Consider the following 18596-nt stretch of genomic DNA (forward strand, 5'->3'; position numbering starts at 1 on the left):
GGCCGGTTCGTTACCGTCTTGTGATCGAAAGGGTGGGGCCTCCGGGCCCTAATTTGTCGTTTGGTGCTGATTAGGTCGTTGGAGTGCTTGCTGTGGTCGGGATAGACGCACGTTGACTGTATTAACAAAACTTCATCAGACCCCGTCGCCGATGTTGCGGCTTGTCGTCGGAGGGCTGCTCGTAGTCCTGGCGTTCGCCGGCGGATTCGCGGTCTCCGCGTGCAAGACGGTGACGCTGACCGTCGACGGAATCGCCATGCGGGTCACGACGATGAAGTCGCGGGTGATCGACATCGTGCAGGAGAACGGCTTCCCCGTCGACGAACGTGACGACCTGTACCCCGCCGGAGACGTCAAGGTGCACGACGCCGCCAACATCGTGTTGCGCCGCAGCCGGCCGTTGCAGATCTCGCTGGACGGCCGCGACACCAAGCAGGTGTGGACGACGGCGTCGACCGTCGACGAGGCGCTGGCCCAACTCGCCATGACCGACACCGCCCCGGCCGCGGCCTCCCGCGGCAGCCGGGTCCCGCTGGCCGGAATGGCCCTGCCCGTCGTCAGCGCGAAGACCGTCCGCATCAACGACGGCGGCGCGACCCGCACGGTCCACCTGCCCGCACCGAATGTCGCGGGGCTGCTGAGCGCCGCCGGCGCGCCGCTGCTCGAGGGCGATCAGGCGGTGCCGAGCGCGTCGTCGCCCATCGTCGACGGCATGGAGATCCAGGTGACCCGTAACCGGATCCAGCGGGTCACCGAGCGGATGCCGTTGCCGCCGAACGCCCGCCGGGTCGAGGACCCGGACATGAACATGAGCCGCCAGGTGGTCGAAGACCCGGGCGCCCCGGGCACCCAGGACGTCACCTTCGCGGTGGCCACCGTCAACGGCGTCGAGACCGGGCGGTTGCCGATCGCCAACACGGTGATCACCCCGGCCCGTGAGGCGGTGGTGCGGGTGGGCACCAGGCCCGGCACCGATGTCCCACCGGTGACCAACGGATCCATCTGGGACGCGATCGCGGGCTGCGAGGCCGGCGGAAACTGGGCGATCAACACCGGCAACGGCTACTACGGCGGCGTGCAGTTCGACCAGGGCACCTGGGAGCGCAACGGCGGGCTGCGCTTCGCCTCGCGCGCGGACCTGGCCACCCGAGAAGAACAGATCGCGGTCGCCGAGGTGACCCGCCAGCGCCAGGGCTGGGGCGCCTGGCCGGTGTGCAGCGGAAGAGCTGGTGCGAACTGACCATCCGGCTGCTCGGTCGCACCGAGATCAGGCGGCTTGCCAAAGAACTTGATTTTCGGCCCCGGAAATCCCTCGGTCAGAACTTCGTCCACGACGCCAACACGGTCCGCCGGATCGTCTCGACCTCCGGGGTCGGCCGGGCCGACCACGTCCTCGAGGTCGGCCCCGGCCTGGGCTCGCTGACGCTGGCCTTGCTCGACCGCGGCGCCACCGTCACCGCCGTCGAAATCGACCCGGTGCTGGCCGATCGCCTGCCGCAGACCGTCACCGAGCACTCGAACAGCGAGATCCAGCGGCTGACCGTGCTCAACCGTGACGTGTTGACCCTGCGGCCGGACGAGCTGGCCGCCGCGCCCAACGCGGTCGTCGCCAACCTGCCGTACAACGTGGCGGTCCCGGCGCTGCTGCACCTGCTCGCCGGGTTCCCGTCCATCCGGACCGTGACGGTGATGGTGCAGGCGGAGGTGGCCGAACGCCTGGCCGCCGAGCCTGGCGGCAAGGACTACGGCGTGCCCAGCGTCAAGGTCCGCTTCTTCGGAACGGTTCGGCGGTGTGGCATGGTGTCGCCGACGGTCTTCTGGCCGATTCCCCGCGTGTACTCGGGACTGGTTCGCATCGACCGTTACGCCACTGCGCAGTGGCCCACCGACGAAGCCTTCCGGCGCCAGGTGTTCCAGTTGGTGGACATCGCGTTCGCGCAGCGGCGCAAGACCGTTCGCAACGCGTTCGCGGAGTGGGCCGGCTCGGGCAACGAGTCGGCGAACCGGCTGCTGGCGGCCAGCATCGACCCGGCCCGCCGCGGCGAGACGCTGTCGATCGACGACTTCGTGCGGCTGTTGCGGCGATCGACCGAATCTTCCGGCACCGCGCCCGCGCCCGGCCCGCCCGCGGCCGAACAGCAGCCGTCCCCGAGCTGACTGCGGCTTCTTCCGGGTGGCGAATGCGTGTAGCCGGCCGGTCGCAGCGATAGTCTGCTGCGGTGGGTGACGATGACTGACGGCAACACCGCCGCCCAGTGGGTGCCCACCGGGTCGGTCACCGTCCGGGTGCCCGGGAAGGTCAACCTGTATCTGGAGGTCGGCGACCGCCGCGAGGACGGCTACCACGAGCTGACGACCGTTTTCCAGGCCGTCTCCCTGCTCGATGAGGTGACGGTCCGCAACGCCGACGTGCTCTCCCTCGAGGTCGTCGGGGAGGGCGCCGACAAACTGCCGACCGACGAGCGCAACCTCGCCTGGCAGGCCGCCGAACTCATGGCCGAGCACGTGGGCCGGGCGCCCGACGTCTCGATCATGATCGACAAATCCATCCCGGTGGCCGGTGGGATGGCCGGCGGCAGCGCCGACGCGGCGGCCGTGCTGGTCGCCATGAACTCGCTGTGGGAGCTCAACGTGCCCCGCCGCGACCTGCGGATGCTCGCCGCACGGCTGGGTAGCGACGTGCCCTTCGCGCTGCACGGCGGCACCGCGCTGGGGACCGGCCGCGGCGAGGAACTGGCCACGGTGTTGTCCCGGAACACCTTCCACTGGGTGCTGGCGTTCGCCGACGGCGAGCTGCTCACGCCGGCGGTGTTCGCCGAGCTGGACCGGCTGCGGGAGGCGGGGCACCCGCCGCGGCTTGCCGGGCCCGGACCGGTGTTGGCGGCGCTGGCCGCGGGCGACGCCGACCAGCTGGCGTCCTTGCTGGGCAACGAGATGCAGGCCGCCGCGGTTAGCCTCAATCCCAAACTGCGCCGCACCCTGCGCGCCGGGGTCGAGGCCGGCGCCCTGGCGGGCATCGTGTCCGGCTCCGGCCCGACGTGCGCCTTCCTGTGCTCCTCGGCGGCCTCGGCGGTCGACGTGGGCACCGAGGTGTCCGGCGTGGGAGTCTGCCGCACAGTGCGCGTCGCCAGCGGGCCGGTGGCCGGCGCGCGGGTCGTGCCCGCCCCCACCGAAGTGTGAAAATCGCCCCAAATCGGGCATTCGTTTGGGCTGTTCCCTAAGAGGAGTTTAAGATAATCCGCGGTGACGGGTAGCGCTGAGCAACAACACTTATTTTCGTCGTCCGCCGGGGTTTCCGGCGGACGACTGATACTTCGGGCCCACCGGCGTTTTCGGGGCTCGATTCGCGCCGACCGGATGGCCGGATGCCTGGCCGTCGACCCATCGCCGATTCGAGACCTAACTGCCGCCCGACTGTGTTTGCGTGCCTGCTCCCAAGCATTACCCGGGGAGCGGAATATGAGATCCCGGGCGTTGTGGCGAGCGCCAGAACCGAGGAGGTTTGTGTGAGCAGGTTTACCGAGAAGATGTACCGCAATGCCCGCAACGCGACGACGGGCATGGTCACCGGTGAACCCCACGAACCGGTCCGCCACACCTGGGGCGAGGTCCACGAGCGCGCCCGCCGCATCGCGGGCGGCCTGGCCGCCGCCGGTATCGGGCTGGGCGACGCGGTCGGTGTGCTGGCCGGCTTCCCGGTGGAGATCGCCCCGACGGCGCAGGGCCTGTGGATGCGCGGCGCCAGCCTGACGATGCTGCACCAGCCCACCCCGCGCACCGACCTGGCCGTGTGGGCGGAAGACACCATGACCGTCATCGGCATGATCGAGGCGAGGGCCGTCATCGTCTCCGAGCCCTTCCTGGTGGCCATCCCCGTGCTCGAGGAGAAGGGCATCAAGGTCCTCACCGTCGCCGACCTGCTGGCCTCGGATCCGGTCGACCCCATCGAGGTCGGCGAGGACGACCTGGCGCTGATGCAGCTGACGAGCGGCTCCACCGGGTCTCCCAAGGCCGTCCAGATCACCCACCGCAACATCTACTCCAACGCCGAGGCGATGTTCATCGGCGCGCAGTACGACGTCGACAGGGACGTCATGGTCAGCTGGCTGCCCTGCTTCCACGACATGGGGATGGTCGGCTTCCTGACCATCCCGATGTACTTCGGCGCGGAGCTGGTCAAGGTCACGCCGATGGACTTCCTGCGCGACACGCTGCTGTGGGCCAAGCTCATCGACAAGTACAAGGGCACCATGACCGCGGCGCCCAACTTCGCCTACGCGCTGCTCGCCAAGCGGCTGCGCCGCAACGCCAAGCCCGGCGACTTCGACCTGTCCACCCTGCGGTTCGCGCTGTCGGGCGCCGAGCCGGTCGAACCCGCCGACGTCGAGGACCTGCTCGACGCGGGTAAGCCGTTCGGCCTGCGGCCCTCGGCGATCCTGCCGGCCTACGGCATGGCCGAGACCACGCTGGCGGTGTCGTTCTCGGAGTGCAACGCCGGCCTGGTCGTCGACGAGGTCGACGCCGACCTGCTGGCCGCGCTGCGCCGGGCCGTGCCCGCCACCAAGGGCAACACCCGCAGGCTGGCCACGCTCGGCCCGCTGCTGCAGGACCTCGAGGCGCGCATCATCGACGAGAACGGCGACGTGATGCCGCCGCGCGGCGTCGGCGTCATCGAACTGCGCGGGGAGTCGCTGACGCCCGGCTACCTGACCATGGGCGGCTTTATCCCGGCGCAGGACGAGAACGGCTGGTACGACACGGGCGACCTCGGCTACATGACCGAAGAGGGCCACGTCGTGGTGTGCGGCCGCGTCAAGGACGTCATCATCATGGCGGGCCGCAACATCTATCCGACCGACATCGAGCGGGCCGCCGGCCGTGTCGAGGGGGTGCGGCCCGGGTGCGCCGTGGCGGTGCGCCTGGACGCCGGCCACTCACGCGAGACCTTCGCCGTCGCCGTCGAATCCAACGCCTGGCAGGACCCGGCCGAGGTGCGCCGGATCGAGCACCAGGTCGCCCGCGAGGTGGTGGCCGAGGTCGACATGCGGCCGCGCAACGTGGTGGTGCTCGGGCCGGGCACCATCCCGAAGACACCGTCGGGCAAGCTGCGCCGGTCGCACTCCGCGACCCTGGTCACCTAGGGGCGGCTCTACCAGGCGTGGACGCGGTTCTGCGCCGGCTCCAGCCCCAGCTCGATCAGCAACTCGGTGGCGTCGGCCGCCTGCTCGCAGATGGTGGGGACCTCGGCGCGCTCGGCGGCCGAGAAGTTCTCCAACACGAATGCCGCCGGGTCTTTGCGTCCCGGCGGCCGGCCGATCCCGATACGGACGCGCTGAAACTCCTTGGTGCCCAGCGCGGACGCCACCGAGCGCAGGCCGTTGTGGCCGCCCTCGCCGCCGCCGACCTTGAGCCGGATCCGGCCGAAATCGAGGTCGAGGTCGTCGTGGACGACGACGATGTCGGCCGGCGGCACCGAATAGAACTTCGCCAACGGCCCGACCTGGCGGCCGGACTCGTTCATGTAGCAGCGCGGCTTGGCGACCAGCACCGAGTGCCCCGCCAGTCGACCGCTGACCACGTCGGCCCCGGACCGCTTGTGCACCTTGAACTTCGAGCCCAACCGGTCGGCGAGCAGGTCGGCGACCATGAACCCGAGGTTGTGCCGGGTGCGGGCGTAGTTGTCTCCGGGGTTGCCCAGGCCGACCACCAGCAACGGCTCGGCCACGTTGCGGTCCGCCTACTCGGACTCGCCCGCGGGGGCCCCGGAATCTGTGGCCTCGCCGGCTTCCTCTTCCGCCGGGGCGGGTGCGCCCGCGGCGGCCTCGCCGGCGCCCTCTTCCTCGAGGTCCTCGGCGGTCGGCGCGACCACCACGTTGACCACCAGCATCTCCGGGTCGGAGATCAGGTTGACGCCCCGCGGCAGCTCGATCTGCCCGGCGGCGAACTGGGTGCCGGGCTCGGCGTCCTGCACCGACACCGTCAGCTGCTCGGGGATCGACAGGGCCTCGGCCTCGATCTCGATGGTGTTGGTGTCCTGGGTGACCAGGGTGCCGGGTGCGGCGTCGCCCTCGATGACGACGTTGACCTCCACGACCACCTTCTCGCCACGGCGCACGACCAGCAGGTCGGCGTGCTGAATGGTGCGGCGGATCGGGTGGATGTCGAGCGCCTTGGTCAGCGCCAGCTGTTCCTTGCCGTCGATGTCCAGGCTCAGCACCGCGTTGGTGCCCGCGTGGCGCAACACCGCCGCGAAGTCGTGACCCGGCAACTCCAGGTGCTGCGGCTCGGCGCCGTGGCCGTAGAGGACGGCGGGAATCTTGCCTTCGCGGCGGGCCCGGCGGGACGCGCCCTTGCCGGTCTCGGTTCGTACCGTGGCGGTGAGTTGGTTGCCCGCGGACTTGGCCATCGTGTCGCTCCTGTGTGCTCGGTGCCTGAGTGTGGGCACGGCCAGGGTCGCGACAGTTCGTCGGTCTCCGTCGATAACGGTGCTGGCTGGCCAGCCACCCTCGCCGTGACGCCCGGTCAGGTTAGCGCATGCGCACCTCAGAGCGGAAATTCGGTGCCGGTGAGCTGCTCCGACAGTCCCCACAGCGCCGTCGCCATCGCCCGGTCCTGTGCCCGCCGGCTGCGCCTGACCGGCTGGGTGCGGCCGGTCTGCCCGAACCGCGGCCCGACGAACGTGTCGCCCGGAAGGTCCTGCGACGCGGCATACAACGTCTGGCGGGCCCCGAAGTCGGCGTCGGTGGCGACGATCCGGGTGACCGCCGACATCATCGCGTCACCCAGCCTGCGACCCGAGGCCCCCTGCAGGTTGGTGTGCGAGTAGCCGGGGTGGGCGGCCAGCGCGCGCAGCGCGGAACCGGCCCCGTCCAGCCGGCGCTGCAGCTCGCTGGTGAACAGCAGGTTGGCGAGCTTGGACTGGCTGTAGGCCAGCCACGGCGAGTAGCGCCGCGTCTTCCAGTTCAGGTCGTCGAGGCTGATCCGGCCCGCCCAGTGCGCCATCGACGACACGGTCACCACGCGATCGGTGAGCTTGGGCAGCAACAGGTTGGTGAGCGCGAAATGCCCGAGGTGGTTGGTGCCGATCTGGCTCTCGAAGCCGTCGAAGGTCTGCCGGTACGGGGCGGCCATGATGCCCGCGTTGTTGATCAGCACGTCGACCTTGTCGACCCCGCCGGCGAATTCGCGCACCGAAGAGAGGTTCTGCAGGTCGAGTGAGCGCACCTCGACGGGGCCGGTGTGGGAGCCCCGGATCTGCAGCGCGGCCTTCTCGCCCTTGCGGACGTCGCGGACGGCCATGACGAGCGTCGCGCCGCACCGCGCCAGTTCGCGGGCGGTCACCGCGCCCAGCCCGCTGTTGGCGCCCGTGACGATGACGGTGCGCCCGGCGAACGAGGGCAGGTCTGCGGCGGTCCAGTTGGTCATGGCTGACGAGCCTAATCCGGCCGGCTCAGCGGGATCGCGCCGAGATTGCCGCCGCGGCGGTGGTTGCGGCGGCGATCACGACCGTGGTGGCAATCTCGGCGAAGCCCGGCGGTCTGAAATCACTTCGCCGCGACGACGAACCCCCGCATGATCGCCTCGATGTCGGTGGACTGCGCGACCGCCTCGTTCGCGAGGTCGGTGATGGTGAGCTGAACCAAATACCGCTGGTGGGCGGGCGAAGACCCGGTCGCGATGACGATCCGGTTGAAGCTGTGCAGCCGCGTGCCGTCCAGGTCGTAGCTGCCCTGGATCATCGACGAGGGGAAGCCGTTGTAGGGCGTCGACGAGGCGTCCAGCTGCTTGAAGTTCTCGAACAACTGGGCGTCGTCGTTACCGTGCTGGATCACCTGGGCCGGATCGAAGTCGCCGCGCAGCAGGAAGACTACGAGCCGGGCGGTCGGATACTTGCCGCCCTTGGAGATCATCACCGTCTCGGGCGCGATGTGCGGGTTGTTCGCCGCCGTCCAGCCCGAGGGAGTCGGGATCGACACCGTCAGGTCGGGCAGGTTGCCCGGCGCGACCTGCTGGCCGGTCACGCCGATGTTCTGCAGATACTGCGACAGCGGGACGGGTTTCGCCACCCGCGTCGTGGTGGTCGTGGTCGTCGGAGTCGTCGACCAGATCGATTGATAGTCAGGCGTTTTCGGGCCGCACGCCGCCGCGGGCAGCGTCAGCGCGATGGCCGCGGCCGCGCACGCGCGCCTCACAGAATCTCGCGGACCTTCTCGACCGGCCGGCCCAGCCGGGTGCCCTTCGCCGTCACGACGAACGGCCGCTCGATCAGGATCGGATGCTCGGCCATGGCGTCGAGCAACTCATCGTCGGTCGCATCCGCCAGATCGAGCTCTGCGTACAGCGATTCCTTCTTGCGTACCGCGGTCCGCACGTCGATCCCCGAATCGCTGATCATGCGAGCCAGTTCGGTGCGCGACGGCGGGGTCTTCAGGTACTCGACGATCGTCGGCTCAACGCCGTTGTCGCGCAACAGATCCAGCGTCTTACGGGAGGTGCTGCACCGGGGATTGTGGTAGATGACGGCTTCGGCAGGCTGTACAGCCATCTAGGCGTCCCCGTCGAAAAGCCCCGTCACGGAGCCGTTTTCGAAGACGGCGCGAATGGTGCTGGCCAACAGCGGCGCAATGGACAGGACGGTGAGCTGGGGGAAACGCTTCTCCTCGCCGATCGGCAGCGTGTTGGTGACGATCACCTCCCGCGCGCCGGACGCGGCGAGCCGCTCGGCGGCCGGGTCGGACAGCACGCCGTGGGTGGCCGCGATGATCACGTCACCGGCGCCCTCGTCGCGCAGCAACTTGACCGCGCCCGCGATGGTGCCGCCGGTATCGATCATGTCGTCGATGAGCACGCAGGTCCTGCCCTGCACTTCGCCGACGACCCGGTTGGACACCACCTGGTTGGGCACCCGCGGATCGCGGGTCTTGTGAATGAAGGCCAGTGGAACGCCACCCAATGCGTCGGCCCACTTCTCGGCGATGCGTACCCGGCCCGAGTCGGGGGAGACGACCACCATGTTGCCGTCGGGGTAGTTGTCGCGGATGTACCCGGTCAGCAGGTTCTGGGCGCGCATGTGGTCGACCGGCCCGTCGAAGAATCCCTGGATCTGGTCGGTGTGCAGGTCGACGGTCACGATCCGGTCGGCGCCCGCGGTCTTGAGCAGGTCGGCGACCAGCCGCGCCGAGATCGGTTCGCGGCCGCGATGCTTCTTGTCCTGCCGGGCGTACGGGTAGAACGGCATGACCGCGGTGATCCGCTTGGCGCTGCCCCGCTTGAGCGCGTCGATCATGATCAGCTGTTCCATCAGCCAGTTGTTCACCGGATTCGGATGTGATTGCAGGACGAACGCGTCGCACCCGCGCACCGACTCGTGGAACCGCACGAAGATCTCGCCGTTGGCGAACTCGCGCGCCGTCTGAGCGGTGACGTGGACGTCGAGCTCCTTTGCCACCTGCTCGGCCAACTCCGGGTGCGCACGGCCGGAGAAGAGCATCAGGTTTTTGCGGTTGTCGGTCCAGTCGTGGCTCAACGCACTGCCCTCGCCGTTCGGATCAAAAGTGGATGGCCAATCGTACGTAGCGAATCGTACGGAAAAGTGGCCGGGTTACCAGAAACCGACATCACGGTGTCTGTTCGGGCTCGGATTTCCCTTCGACGGCCCCGGACGGTTTTCGGGCCGCCTTCTCGGCCGCCTCGGCGGCCGCGCTGCCCGGTCGTTTGCGCTGTACCCAGCCCTCGATGTTGCGCTGCGGGCCCGCGGACACGGCCAGCGCGCCCGGCGGGACGTCGTCGCGGACCACGGTTCCCGCGCCGGTGTACGCCCCGTCGCCGACCGTCACCGGGGCGACGAACATGGTGTCCGACCCGGTGCGCACGTGCGAGCCGACGGTGGTGCGGGCCTTGGACGTGCCGTCGTAGTTGACGAAGACGCTCGACGCCCCGATGTTGCTGTGTTCGCCGATGTCGGCGTCCCCGACGTACGTCAGGTGCGGAACCTTGGTGCCCGTGCCGATCGTGGAGTTCTTGGTCTCGACGAACGCCCCGAGCTTGCCTTCGTCGCCCAGCACGGTGCCGGGCCGCAGATAGGTGAACGGGCCGACCGTGGCCCCCGCACCGATGGACGACGACGTGCCGTGCGTGCGCACCACCGACGCACCGTCGCCAACGGTGACGTCGGTGAGTGTGGTGTCGGGGCCGACGACGCAGTGGCTCCCGACCTGGCTGCGCCCCAGCAGCTGCGTGCCGGGGTGGATGACGGTGTCGCGCCCGATCGTGACGTCGACGTCGATCCAGGTGGTCGCCGGGTCCACGATGGTCACCCCGGCCATCTGATGGGCGGCGACGAGGCGGCGGTTGAGCTCGGCGCCCAGTTGCGCCAGCTGCACGCGGTTGTTGACGCCGGCGACCAGGGCGCTGTCGTCGACGTGCTGGGCCTGGATGGCCCGCCCGTCCCCGCGCAGGATCGAGATGACGTCGGTCAGGTAGAGCTCCTGCTGGGCGTTGTCGGAGCTCAGCCGGCTCAGCGCGGAGCGCAACGCCGCGACGTCGAAGGCGTAGACCCCGGCGTTCACCTCGCGGATTTCCCGCTGGGACGGCGTTGCGTCGGCGTGCTCCACGATCGCGGTGACCTCGTCGTCCTGGGTGCGCAGGATGCGGCCATAGCCGGTGGGGTCGTCCAGGGTCGTGGTGAGGACGGTCGCGGCGGCAGCCCCGGCGTTGTGCGTCTCGATCAGGCCCGCCAGGGTGTCGGGGTCCAGCAGCGGCGTGTCGCCGGAGGTGACGACGACCACGCCGGCGTAGTCGTCGGGCAGCGCGGACAGCCCGCAGCGGACCGCGTGGCCGGTGCCCAGCGGCCGGTCCTGCAGGGCGACCTCGATGCCACGGCCGAGGGCGTCGGCCGATTCGGCCACCAGCGGCGCGATGCGCTGATGATCGTGGCCCAGGACGACGACCAGGTGCTGCGGCGCGACCTTGGTGATGGCGTGCAGCAGGTGCGACAGCATGCTGCGCCCGCCGATCTCGTGCAGCACCTTGGGGGTGTCCGAACGCATCCGGGTGCCGGGCCCGGCCGCGAGCACCAGGACCGCGGTATCACCACGAGACGCCATCAACTCTCCTCAACCCCGGCGGGGACGCCGTCTCCGTAGGACGACACGCCGTCAAGCGTGGCACTTCATCTGATGTTGACGCAAAGACCGCGCCCAGGGCTGGCGCCTAGGTCGACTCGCCGACTGTGGGCCCTAGGTATGGAAACTGCCGCGAATTCGTCCATAGGCCCCACACTCGCGAGCCGTGCTCCGTCGCCAGGACTCGAACCTGAACTATCTGAACCAAAATCAGAGGTGCTGCCGATTACACCACGACGGACCGGGCGGCAGACCGCGCCAACCCAAGACTTTAGACGGTGTGCGCGCCGACCGCGGCGCCGAGTGATACACCGGCTTTTCGGGCCTGTCGACGCTATACGCTGATTGACGTGGCTGTTCTCGATAAGGAGCCGGACAAGGAGGTGCGCGCGCCGCGCGCGCGGATGACCGGCAGCGAGCGCCGACAGCAACTCATCGGCATCGCACGCTCGCTGTTCGCCGAACGCGGCTACGAGGGCACCTCGATCGAGGAGATCGCGCTGCGCGCCAACGTGTCCAAGCCGGTCGTCTACGAACATTTCGGCGGCAAGGAGGGGTTGTACGCCGTGGTCGTCGACCGGGAGATGTCGGCGTTGCTCGACGGCATCACCTCGTCGCTGACCAACAACCGGTCCCGGGTGCGCGTCGAACGGGTCGCGCTGGCGTTGCTCACCTACGTCGAGGAGCGCACCGACGGCTTCCGGATCATGATCCGCGACTCGCCGGCCGCGATCAGCTCCGGCACCTACTCCAGCCTGCTCAACGACGCCGTCAGCCAGGTCAGTTCCATCCTGGCCGGCGACTTCGCGCGTCGCGGCCTGGACCCGGAGCTGGCGCCGCTGTACGCGCAGGCGCTGGTGGGCTCGGTGTCGATGACGGCGCAGTGGTGGCTCGACACCCGCGAGCCCAAGAAAGAAGTGGTCGCCGCGCACCTGGTCAACCTGATGTGGAACGGGCTGACCCATCTGGAGGCCGACCCCAGGCTGCAGGACCAGTAGGGGCTCGGCCCGGCGGGTTCATGCGGTCAGCGTCACACCCACCGCGACGACGGGCCGGGGGAAATGCTCTGCGGCGCAGGCCTCGTCGAGCGCGTCCTCGATGATGGCGGCCAGCTCGTCGGCACCGGGTTCCGATCCGCCCACGACGTAGGGATCGGCCTGGTCACCACCCAAGTGAAGTTCGGTGAGGATGATGTCGTGCCGGGCGCGGACGTCCGCCATGGCGGCAATCGTCCGGCGGATCGCCTCGTCGTAGCGGGCCGCGGCGCCGGCCCGGGTGGCCGAAGGATCCGGCCGGCAGTGCAGGCCCACCAGGTCGAAGGTGGTGCGCGCCGGCCCGCGCCGCGCCGGGCCGGCGACGTGGGGAGCCTCGATGGGCGAGTCCAGCACGATGCGCCCGACGCCGACGCCCACCGCGTCGCGCAACAACTCGGGCGATCCTGGGTGCGCGACGATGCGTGCCGGGTCCGTCCCCGCGGCGAGGGCGACCGCCAGCTCGCCGTCCGAGCGGACGCCGATGCCGAGGCCCTGTTCGCGTACGAAGCGCGCGACCTCGGCGGTCAGCGGCGACCGGCCGAAGTAGACGACGCGCGCACCCCGCAGCGCTTTGCGCCAACGGCGGGCGCGCTCCCGGAAATCGGCCTCGTCGGCCACGCCGGCCGGGGCGTGGCGTCCGGCGCCGGCGCACAGCGGGGGCGCCGCGTCACCGATGGACGGCAGGATGTCCAGCAATGTCATGAGTCCACGGTGCGCCCGCGCCGAGGCGGTCGGGGTTTTCCTTACGACCCCTTGACGGCGCCGGGCTCGAAATTGACGAATCTTGGCGCCCCTAGAATGGATTCATCATGACCGCACCGGGGCCTGCTCGCCCAGAACCCCCGATCGCGGGGCTCGTTGAATTGGCGCTCACCGCGCCGGCCTTCCAGCAGCTGATCGAAAGCGCGGCCGAACGACCGGCCGAGCTTCACCTGGTGGGTCCAGCCAGCGCACGGTTGTTCGTCGCCAGTGCGCTGGCGCGGTCGGGTCCTTTGCTGGTAGTCACCGCGACCGGGCGCGAAGCCGATGACCTGACCGCCGAGCTGCGCGGCGTCTTCGGCGACGCCGTGGCGGCCTTCCCGTCGTGGGAGACGCTGCCGCACGAGCGGCTCTCACCGGGCGTCGACACCGTCGGCGCCCGATTGACCGTGCTGCGCCGGCTGGCCCACCCGGACGACGCACGGCTGGGACCGCCACTGCAAGTGGTGGTGACGGCGGTGCGCTCGCTGCTGCAGCCGATGACGCCGCAGCTGGGGCTGGTCGAGCCGGTAACCCTGAGCGTGGGGCAGGAGATCGCCTTCGAGGATGTGGTCGCCCGGCTGGTCGAGCTGGCCTACACCCGGGTCGACATGGTGGGCCGGCGGGGCGAGTTCGCCGTCCGTGGCGGAATTCTCGACGTCTTCCCACCGACCGCCGAACACCCGGTCCGCGTCGAGTTCTGGGGCGACGAGGTCAGCGAGATGCGGATGTTCGCCGTCGCCGACCAGCGCTCCATTCCCGAGATCGAGGTCGACACGGTCATCGCGGTGGCCTGCCGCGAACTGCTGCTGACCGACGACGTCCGGGAACGGGCCGCGGCGCTGGCCGCCCGGCATTCGGGCGCCGAGCCCGCCATCACCGGCAGCGTCACCGACATGCTGGCCAAGTTGGCCGAGGGCATCGCGGTCGACGGAATGGAGGCGCTGCTGCCGGTGCTGCGGCCCGGCGAGCACGTGCTGCTGACCGACCAGCTGGCCCCGCGCACGCCGGTGCTGCTGTGCGACCCCGAAAAGGTCCGCACCCGGGCGGCGGACCTGATCAAGACGGGCAGCGAATTCCTCGAGGCGTCCTGGTCGGTCGCGGCGCTGGGCACGGACGCACCCGTGGACGTGACGCAGTTCGGCGGATCGGGCTTCGCCGAGCTCGACGACGTGCGCGCCGCGGCGGCGAAGTCCGGTCACCCGTGGTGGACGCTGAGCCAGTTGTCCGACGAGTCCGCGGTGGAGCTGGACATCCGGGCGGCACCGTCGGCCCGCGGGCATCAGCGCGACATTGACGGCATCTTCGCCATGCTGCGCGCCCACGTCTCGACCGGCGGCTACGCAGCGGTGGTCGCGCCCGGCGTCGGGACCGCGCATCGGGTGGTCGAGCGGCTCGCCGACTCCGACACTCCCGCCGCCATGCTGGAACCGGACGCGGCGGACACCACGCTCAAACCGGGGATCGTCAGCGTCCTCAAGGGCCCGCTGCACGAGGGTGTCATCATCCCCGGCGCCAACCTGGTCATCATCACCGAGACCGACCTGACCGGCAGCCGGGCCACCGCCGTCGAGGGCAAGCGGCTGGCGGCCAAGCGCCGCAATACCGTCGACCCGCTGGCGCTGACGGCCGGCGACCTGGTGGTGCACGACCAGCACGGCATCGGCCGCTTCGTGGAGATGGTCGAGCGCACCGTCGGCGGCGCGCGCCGCGAATACCTCGTCCTCGAATACGCGTCGGCCAAGCGCGGCGGTGGGTCGGACAAGCTCTACGTCCCGATGGACTCGCTGGACCAGCTGTCGCGCTACGTCGGCGGGCAGGCACCGGCGCTTTCCAAGCTGGGCGGCAGCGACTGGGCCAACACCAAGACCAAGGCCCGCCGCGCGGTGCGCGAGATCGCCGGCGAGCTCGTCGCGTTGTACGCCAAGCGGCAGGCCAGCCCGGGGCACGCGTTCGCGCCGGATACCCCCTGGCAGGCCGAGATGGAGGACGCGTTCGGCTTCACCGAGACCGTCGACCAGCTCACCGCCATCACCGAGGTCAAGGCCGACATGGAAAAGCCCATCCCGATGGACCGGGTGATCTGCGGCGACGTCGGCTACGGCAAGACCGAGATCGCGGTGCGCGCGGCGTTCAAGGCGGTCCAGGACGGCAAGCAGGTCGCGGTGCTGGTGCCCACCACGCTGCTGGCCGACCAGCACCTGCAGACGTTCACCGACCGGATGGCCGGGTTCCCCGTGACGGTCAAGGGCCTGTCGCGGTTCACCGACAACGCCGAGTCGCGCGCCGTCGTCGAGGGCATGGCCGACGGGTCGGTGGACGTCGTGATCGGCACCCACCGGCTGCTGCAAACGGGGGTGCGCTGGAAGGATCTGGGCCTGGTGGTCGTCGACGAGGAGCAGCGGTTCGGCGTCGAGCACAAGGAGCACATCAAGTCGCTGCGCACCCACGTCGACGTGCTGACCATGAGCGCCACGCCGATCCCGCGGACCCTGGAGATGAGCCTGGCGGGCATCCGCGAGATGTCGACGATCCTGACGCCGCCCGAGGAGCGCTACCCCGTGCTGACCTACGTCGGCCCCCAGGACGACAAGCAGGTCGCGGCGGCCCTGCGGCGCGAGTTGCTGCGCGACGGGCAGGCGTTCTACGTGCACAACCGGGTCAGCTCGATCGACCGCGCGGCCGCCCGGGTCCGCGAGCTGGTCCCGGAGGCGCGGGTGGTCGTCGCGCACGGGCAGATGCCCGAGGAGCGGCTGGAACGCACCGTGCAGGGCTTCTGGAACCGCGAGTACGACATCTTGGTGTGCACCACGATCGTGGAGACCGGGCTGGACATCTCGAATGCCAACACGCTGATCGTCGAGCGCGCCGACACCTTCGGGCTCTCGCAGCTGCACCAGCTGCGCGGCCGGGTGGGGCGTAGCCGCGAGCGCGGCTACGCCTACTTCCTGTATCCGCCGCACGCGCCGCTGACCGAGACGGCCTACGACCGGTTGGCGACCATCGCGCAGAACAACGAACTGGGCGCGGGCATGGCCGTGGCGCTGAAGGACCTCGAGATCCGGGGGGCGGGCAACGTGCTGGGCGTCGAGCAGTCCGGGCACGTCGCCGGGGTCGGCTTCGACCTCTACGTGCGGCTGGTGGGGGAGGCCGTGGAGGCCTATCGGGCCGCCTTGGAGTCGGCCTCGACCGGGCAGACGGTGACCACCGCCGAGGAGCTCAAGGACGTGCGCATCGACCTGCCGGTGGACGCGCACCTGCCGCCGGACTACATCGCCAGTGACCGGCTCCGGCTGGAGGCCTACCGTCGCCTGGCCGCCGCTTCGGATGACGCGGCCATCGGCGCCGTCATCGAGGAACTCGTCGACCGCTACGGTGCGCTGCCCGAACCGGCGCTGCGCCTGGTCGCGGTGGCGCGGTTGCGGCTGCTGTGCCGCGCCGCCGGCATCACCGAGGTGTCGGCCCCGTCGGCGGCGACCGTGCGGTTGTCGCCGATGACGCTGCCCGACTCGGCCCAGGTGCGGCTCAAGCGGATGTATCCGGCCGCGAGCTACCGCGCCACGACGTCCACCGTGCAGGTGCCCATCCCGCGGGCGGGCGGGGTCGGCGCCGCACGCATCCGCGACGTCGAGTTGCTGCAGATGGTGGCCAACCTGGTGACGGCGCTGGAAGGTAAGCCCCAGACCGATATTGGTATAACGGGTTCACCTGCACCGATGTCCAGTGAGGAACGGCAAGCGCGATGATCCGCGCCGGTGACGATGCGGTGGGGGCACCACCCGCTTGCGGGGGACGAAGCGATGTGGGGGTACCTCCCGCTTGCGGGGGAGAGGAGAGGCGCCCATGATCGTCGTCTTGTGCGACCCGCGGCGCCCGTCGCTGGTGCCCGTCGAGGCCATTGAGCACCTCGGCGGAGAGGTGCAGTACACCGAGGAGATGCCCGTCGCGGTGCCGTGGTCGCTGCGCGCGGCGCGCCCGGTGCATGCCGGGGACCCCGATGATCCGGCGCCGGTGCTGCTGTCGTCGGACCCCGACCATCCCGCCGTCACCGCCCGGCTGTCCGCGGGCGCGCGATTGATCTCCGCACCGGAGACGCCGCGCGGCGAACGTCTGGTCGACGTGGTCGCGATGATGGACAAGCTGCGCACCGCCGGACCGTGGGAGAGCGAGCAAACCCACGACTCCCTGCGCCGATTCCTGCTGGAGGAGACCTACGAACTGCTGGACGCGGTGCGCAGCGGCAGCGCCGACCAGCTGCGGGAAGAACTCGGCGACGTGTTGCTGCAGGTGCTCTTTCACGCGCGAATCGCCGAGGATGCCCCGCAGCTGCCCTTCACCATCGACGACGTCGCGGTCACGCTGATGCGGAAGTTGGGCAACCGGGTTCCGGGTGTGCTTGCAGGGCAGACCATTTCGCTGGAAGAGCAGCTGGCCCAGTGGGAAGAGCGCAAGGCGGCCGAAAAGCCGCGGAAATCCGTGATGGACGACGTGCACACCGGGCAGCCGGCGCTGGCCCTGGCGCAGAAGGTGATCGAGCGGGCCCAGAAGGCCGGCCTGCCCGCCGACCTCGTCCCCGCCGAGATCACCTTCGTTTCCGTGTCGGCCGACGGCGACGCGGAAGGCGCGCTGCGCACCGCCGTGCTGGAGTTCGTCGACACGGTCCGCGAGGTCGAGCGGGCGATCGCGGCCACGCGCCGCGGCGTAGGCGTCCCCGAGGAGTTCGACGTGGCCCCGCTCGGGGAGATCACGGAAGACGAGTGGCGTGAGCACTGGCCCTCGGCCGGGGCCGCCGCCGACGAGCCGGCCATGCCCGACGAGGCGGTCGACGAATCCGCGGTGGACGCCGCGGCCGACGACGCCTGATCGTGCGCTGCAGCCCGAACGCGGCCGGGCACACCGGAACCCATGGGACGATGGTGGGGCGGAATTTGGTGCAGGGGAGTCCGAGGGAGCTTTAACCAGCATGGTGTCGCCGAGGCCTTGGTTGCGCGCGGCCGCCGTGATCGGCGCGACTGCGATGCTGCTGGCCTCCAGCTGCACGTGGCAGCTCAGCCTGTTCATCCCGGAGGGCGTCCCGCCGCCGGCCGGGGCTCCGGTGCCGCCGGTGGACACGCACGCCAGCGGCCGGCCCGCGGACCAGCTTCGGGCCTGGGCCGAGCAACGGTCGGCCACGTTGGAGATTCCCGTGATCGCATTGGAGGCCTACGCGTACGCCGCCCGGGTCGCCGAGGTCGAGAACCCGAGGTGCCACATCGCGTGGACCACGCTGGCGGGCATCGGGCAGGTCGAGAGCCACCATGGCACTTATCGCGGCGCGCGGCTGGCGCCCAACGGGGATGTCAGCCCCCCGATTCGCGGTGTCCGCCTGGACGGAAGCGGCGGCACCCTGCGCATCGTCGACAGCGAGGAACCGGCCACGGACGACGACGGGGTGGTGCGCGCCATGGGCCCGATGCAGTTCATCCCCGAGACCTGGCGGTTGTACGGCGTGGACGCCCACAACGACGGCCGCGTCAGCCCGGACAACATCGACGATGCCGCCCTCGCGGCGGCCGGTTACCTGTGTTGGCGGGGAAAGGATCTGGCCACACCGCGCGGCTGGATCACCGCGCTGCGGGCCTACAACAACTCCGGCGTCTACGCGCGGGCGGTGCGCGACTGGGCGACCGCTTATGCGGCGGGTCACCCGCTGTAGCAGGAT

At 70.1% G+C, this 18596-nt stretch carries 15 protein-coding genes, 1 tRNA gene and 2 pseudogenes; 9 read left to right on the plus strand and 9 right to left on the minus strand.

Annotated elements, in window-relative coordinates; all coding sequences use genetic code 11:
* Positions 1-112 precede the first annotated feature (112 nt).
* The 4 genes from C1737_RS25255 to C1737_RS25275 all read left to right on the plus strand — a co-directional run bounded on the left by C1737_RS25255 (position 113) and on the right by C1737_RS25275 (position 5141).
* Positions 113-1240, plus strand: a complete 1128-nt coding sequence (locus C1737_RS25255; RefSeq protein WP_197509131.1) for a resuscitation-promoting factor — start codon at positions 113-115, stop codon at positions 1238-1240.
* Positions 1204-2157 (plus strand): 16S rRNA (adenine(1518)-N(6)/adenine(1519)-N(6))-dimethyltransferase RsmA, encoded by a 954-nt coding sequence (gene rsmA / locus C1737_RS25260; protein WP_067920312.1) that lies wholly within the window; start codon positions 1204-1206, stop codon positions 2155-2157. The genes C1737_RS25255 and rsmA overlap by 37 nt, the downstream gene beginning before the upstream one ends.
* A 66-nt stretch (positions 2158-2223) precedes the next feature.
* A complete protein-coding gene (locus C1737_RS25265; protein ID WP_197509130.1) occupies positions 2224-3180 on the plus strand; it encodes a 4-(cytidine 5'-diphospho)-2-C-methyl-D-erythritol kinase in 957 nt (318 codons plus the stop codon).
* A 326-nt stretch (positions 3181-3506) separates the two neighbouring features.
* A complete protein-coding gene (locus tag C1737_RS25275) occupies positions 3507-5141 on the plus strand; it encodes a fatty acyl-AMP ligase (protein ID WP_102419749.1) in 1635 nt (544 codons plus the stop codon).
* An 8-nt stretch (positions 5142-5149) separates the two neighbouring features.
* On the opposite strand, the gene pth is transcribed toward C1737_RS25275, so the two are convergent.
* The 8 genes from pth to C1737_RS25315 form a co-directional block, all read right to left on the minus strand.
* Positions 5150-5725 (minus strand): aminoacyl-tRNA hydrolase, encoded by a 576-nt coding sequence (gene pth / locus C1737_RS25280; protein WP_102419750.1) that lies wholly within the window; start codon positions 5723-5725, stop codon positions 5150-5152.
* A gap of 12 nt (positions 5726-5737) precedes the next feature.
* Positions 5738-6406 carry a 50S ribosomal protein L25/general stress protein Ctc gene (locus C1737_RS25285; RefSeq protein ID WP_068095254.1) on the minus strand — a complete coding sequence of 223 codons (669 nt, stop codon included), beginning with the start codon at positions 6404-6406 and terminating at the stop codon, positions 5738-5740.
* A gap of 137 nt (positions 6407-6543) precedes the next feature.
* The gene (locus C1737_RS25290) at positions 6544-7425 is read right to left on the minus strand and encodes an oxidoreductase (RefSeq protein WP_102419751.1); all 882 of its coding nucleotides are present in this window, start codon (positions 7423-7425) and stop codon (positions 6544-6546) included.
* A 119-nt stretch (positions 7426-7544) separates the two neighbouring features.
* On the minus strand, positions 7545-8192 hold the full coding sequence (locus tag C1737_RS25295; protein WP_067920301.1) for an LpqN/LpqT family lipoprotein: 648 nt from the start codon (positions 8190-8192) through the stop codon (positions 7545-7547).
* Entirely contained in the window at positions 8189-8545 is a 357-nt protein-coding gene (gene arsC, locus C1737_RS25300) for an arsenate reductase (glutaredoxin) (RefSeq protein WP_067920299.1), read from the minus strand. Before arsC ends, C1737_RS25295 begins: the two co-directional genes overlap by 4 nt.
* The gene (locus C1737_RS25305) at positions 8546-9526 is read right to left on the minus strand and encodes a ribose-phosphate diphosphokinase (protein WP_067920297.1); all 981 of its coding nucleotides are present in this window, start codon (positions 9524-9526) and stop codon (positions 8546-8548) included.
* A gap of 91 nt (positions 9527-9617) precedes the next feature.
* Positions 9618-11105, minus strand: a complete 1488-nt coding sequence (glmU, locus tag C1737_RS25310) for a bifunctional UDP-N-acetylglucosamine diphosphorylase/glucosamine-1-phosphate N-acetyltransferase GlmU (RefSeq protein ID WP_067920295.1) — start codon at positions 11103-11105, stop codon at positions 9618-9620.
* A gap of 187 nt (positions 11106-11292) precedes the next feature.
* Positions 11293-11364, minus strand: a tRNA-Gln gene (locus C1737_RS25315).
* Between the two features lie 163 nt (positions 11365-11527).
* On the opposite strand from C1737_RS25315, the gene C1737_RS25320 reads away from it, so the two are divergent.
* Positions 11528-12121 carry a TetR/AcrR family transcriptional regulator gene (locus C1737_RS25320; protein WP_142393504.1) on the plus strand — a complete coding sequence of 198 codons (594 nt, stop codon included), beginning with the start codon at positions 11528-11530 and terminating at the stop codon, positions 12119-12121.
* Positions 12122-12160: 39 nt separating this feature from the next.
* Here the strand turns inward: C1737_RS25320 and C1737_RS25325 are convergent.
* Positions 12161-12859 (minus strand): annotated as a pseudogene (locus tag C1737_RS25325) (diaminopimelate decarboxylase); the annotation flags it as partial.
* Between the two features lie 107 nt (positions 12860-12966).
* Here C1737_RS25325 and mfd point away from each other — a divergent pair.
* From mfd to C1737_RS25340, 4 genes and pseudogenes are all read left to right on the plus strand, one after another.
* Positions 12967-16641, plus strand: a complete 3675-nt coding sequence (gene mfd / locus C1737_RS25330) for a transcription-repair coupling factor (protein WP_102419753.1) — start codon at positions 12967-12969, stop codon at positions 16639-16641.
* Positions 16638-16709 (plus strand): annotated as a pseudogene (locus C1737_RS27585) (hypothetical protein); the annotation flags it as partial. The gene mfd and the pseudogene C1737_RS27585, both read left to right, overlap by 4 nt.
* Before the next feature lie 29 nt (positions 16710-16738).
* The gene (locus C1737_RS25335; RefSeq protein ID WP_102419754.1) at positions 16739-17758 is read left to right on the plus strand and encodes a nucleoside triphosphate pyrophosphohydrolase; all 1020 of its coding nucleotides are present in this window, start codon (positions 16739-16741) and stop codon (positions 17756-17758) included.
* Between the two features lie 103 nt (positions 17759-17861).
* Positions 17862-18590: a lytic transglycosylase domain-containing protein gene (locus C1737_RS25340; protein ID WP_102420125.1), complete on the plus strand. Its 729-nt coding sequence runs from the start codon at positions 17862-17864 to the stop codon at positions 18588-18590.
* Positions 18591-18596 lie beyond the last annotated feature (6 nt).

Source organism: Mycobacterium sp. 4858 (assembly GCF_900240975.1).
Taxonomy (GTDB): domain Bacteria; phylum Actinomycetota; class Actinomycetes; order Mycobacteriales; family Mycobacteriaceae; genus Mycobacterium.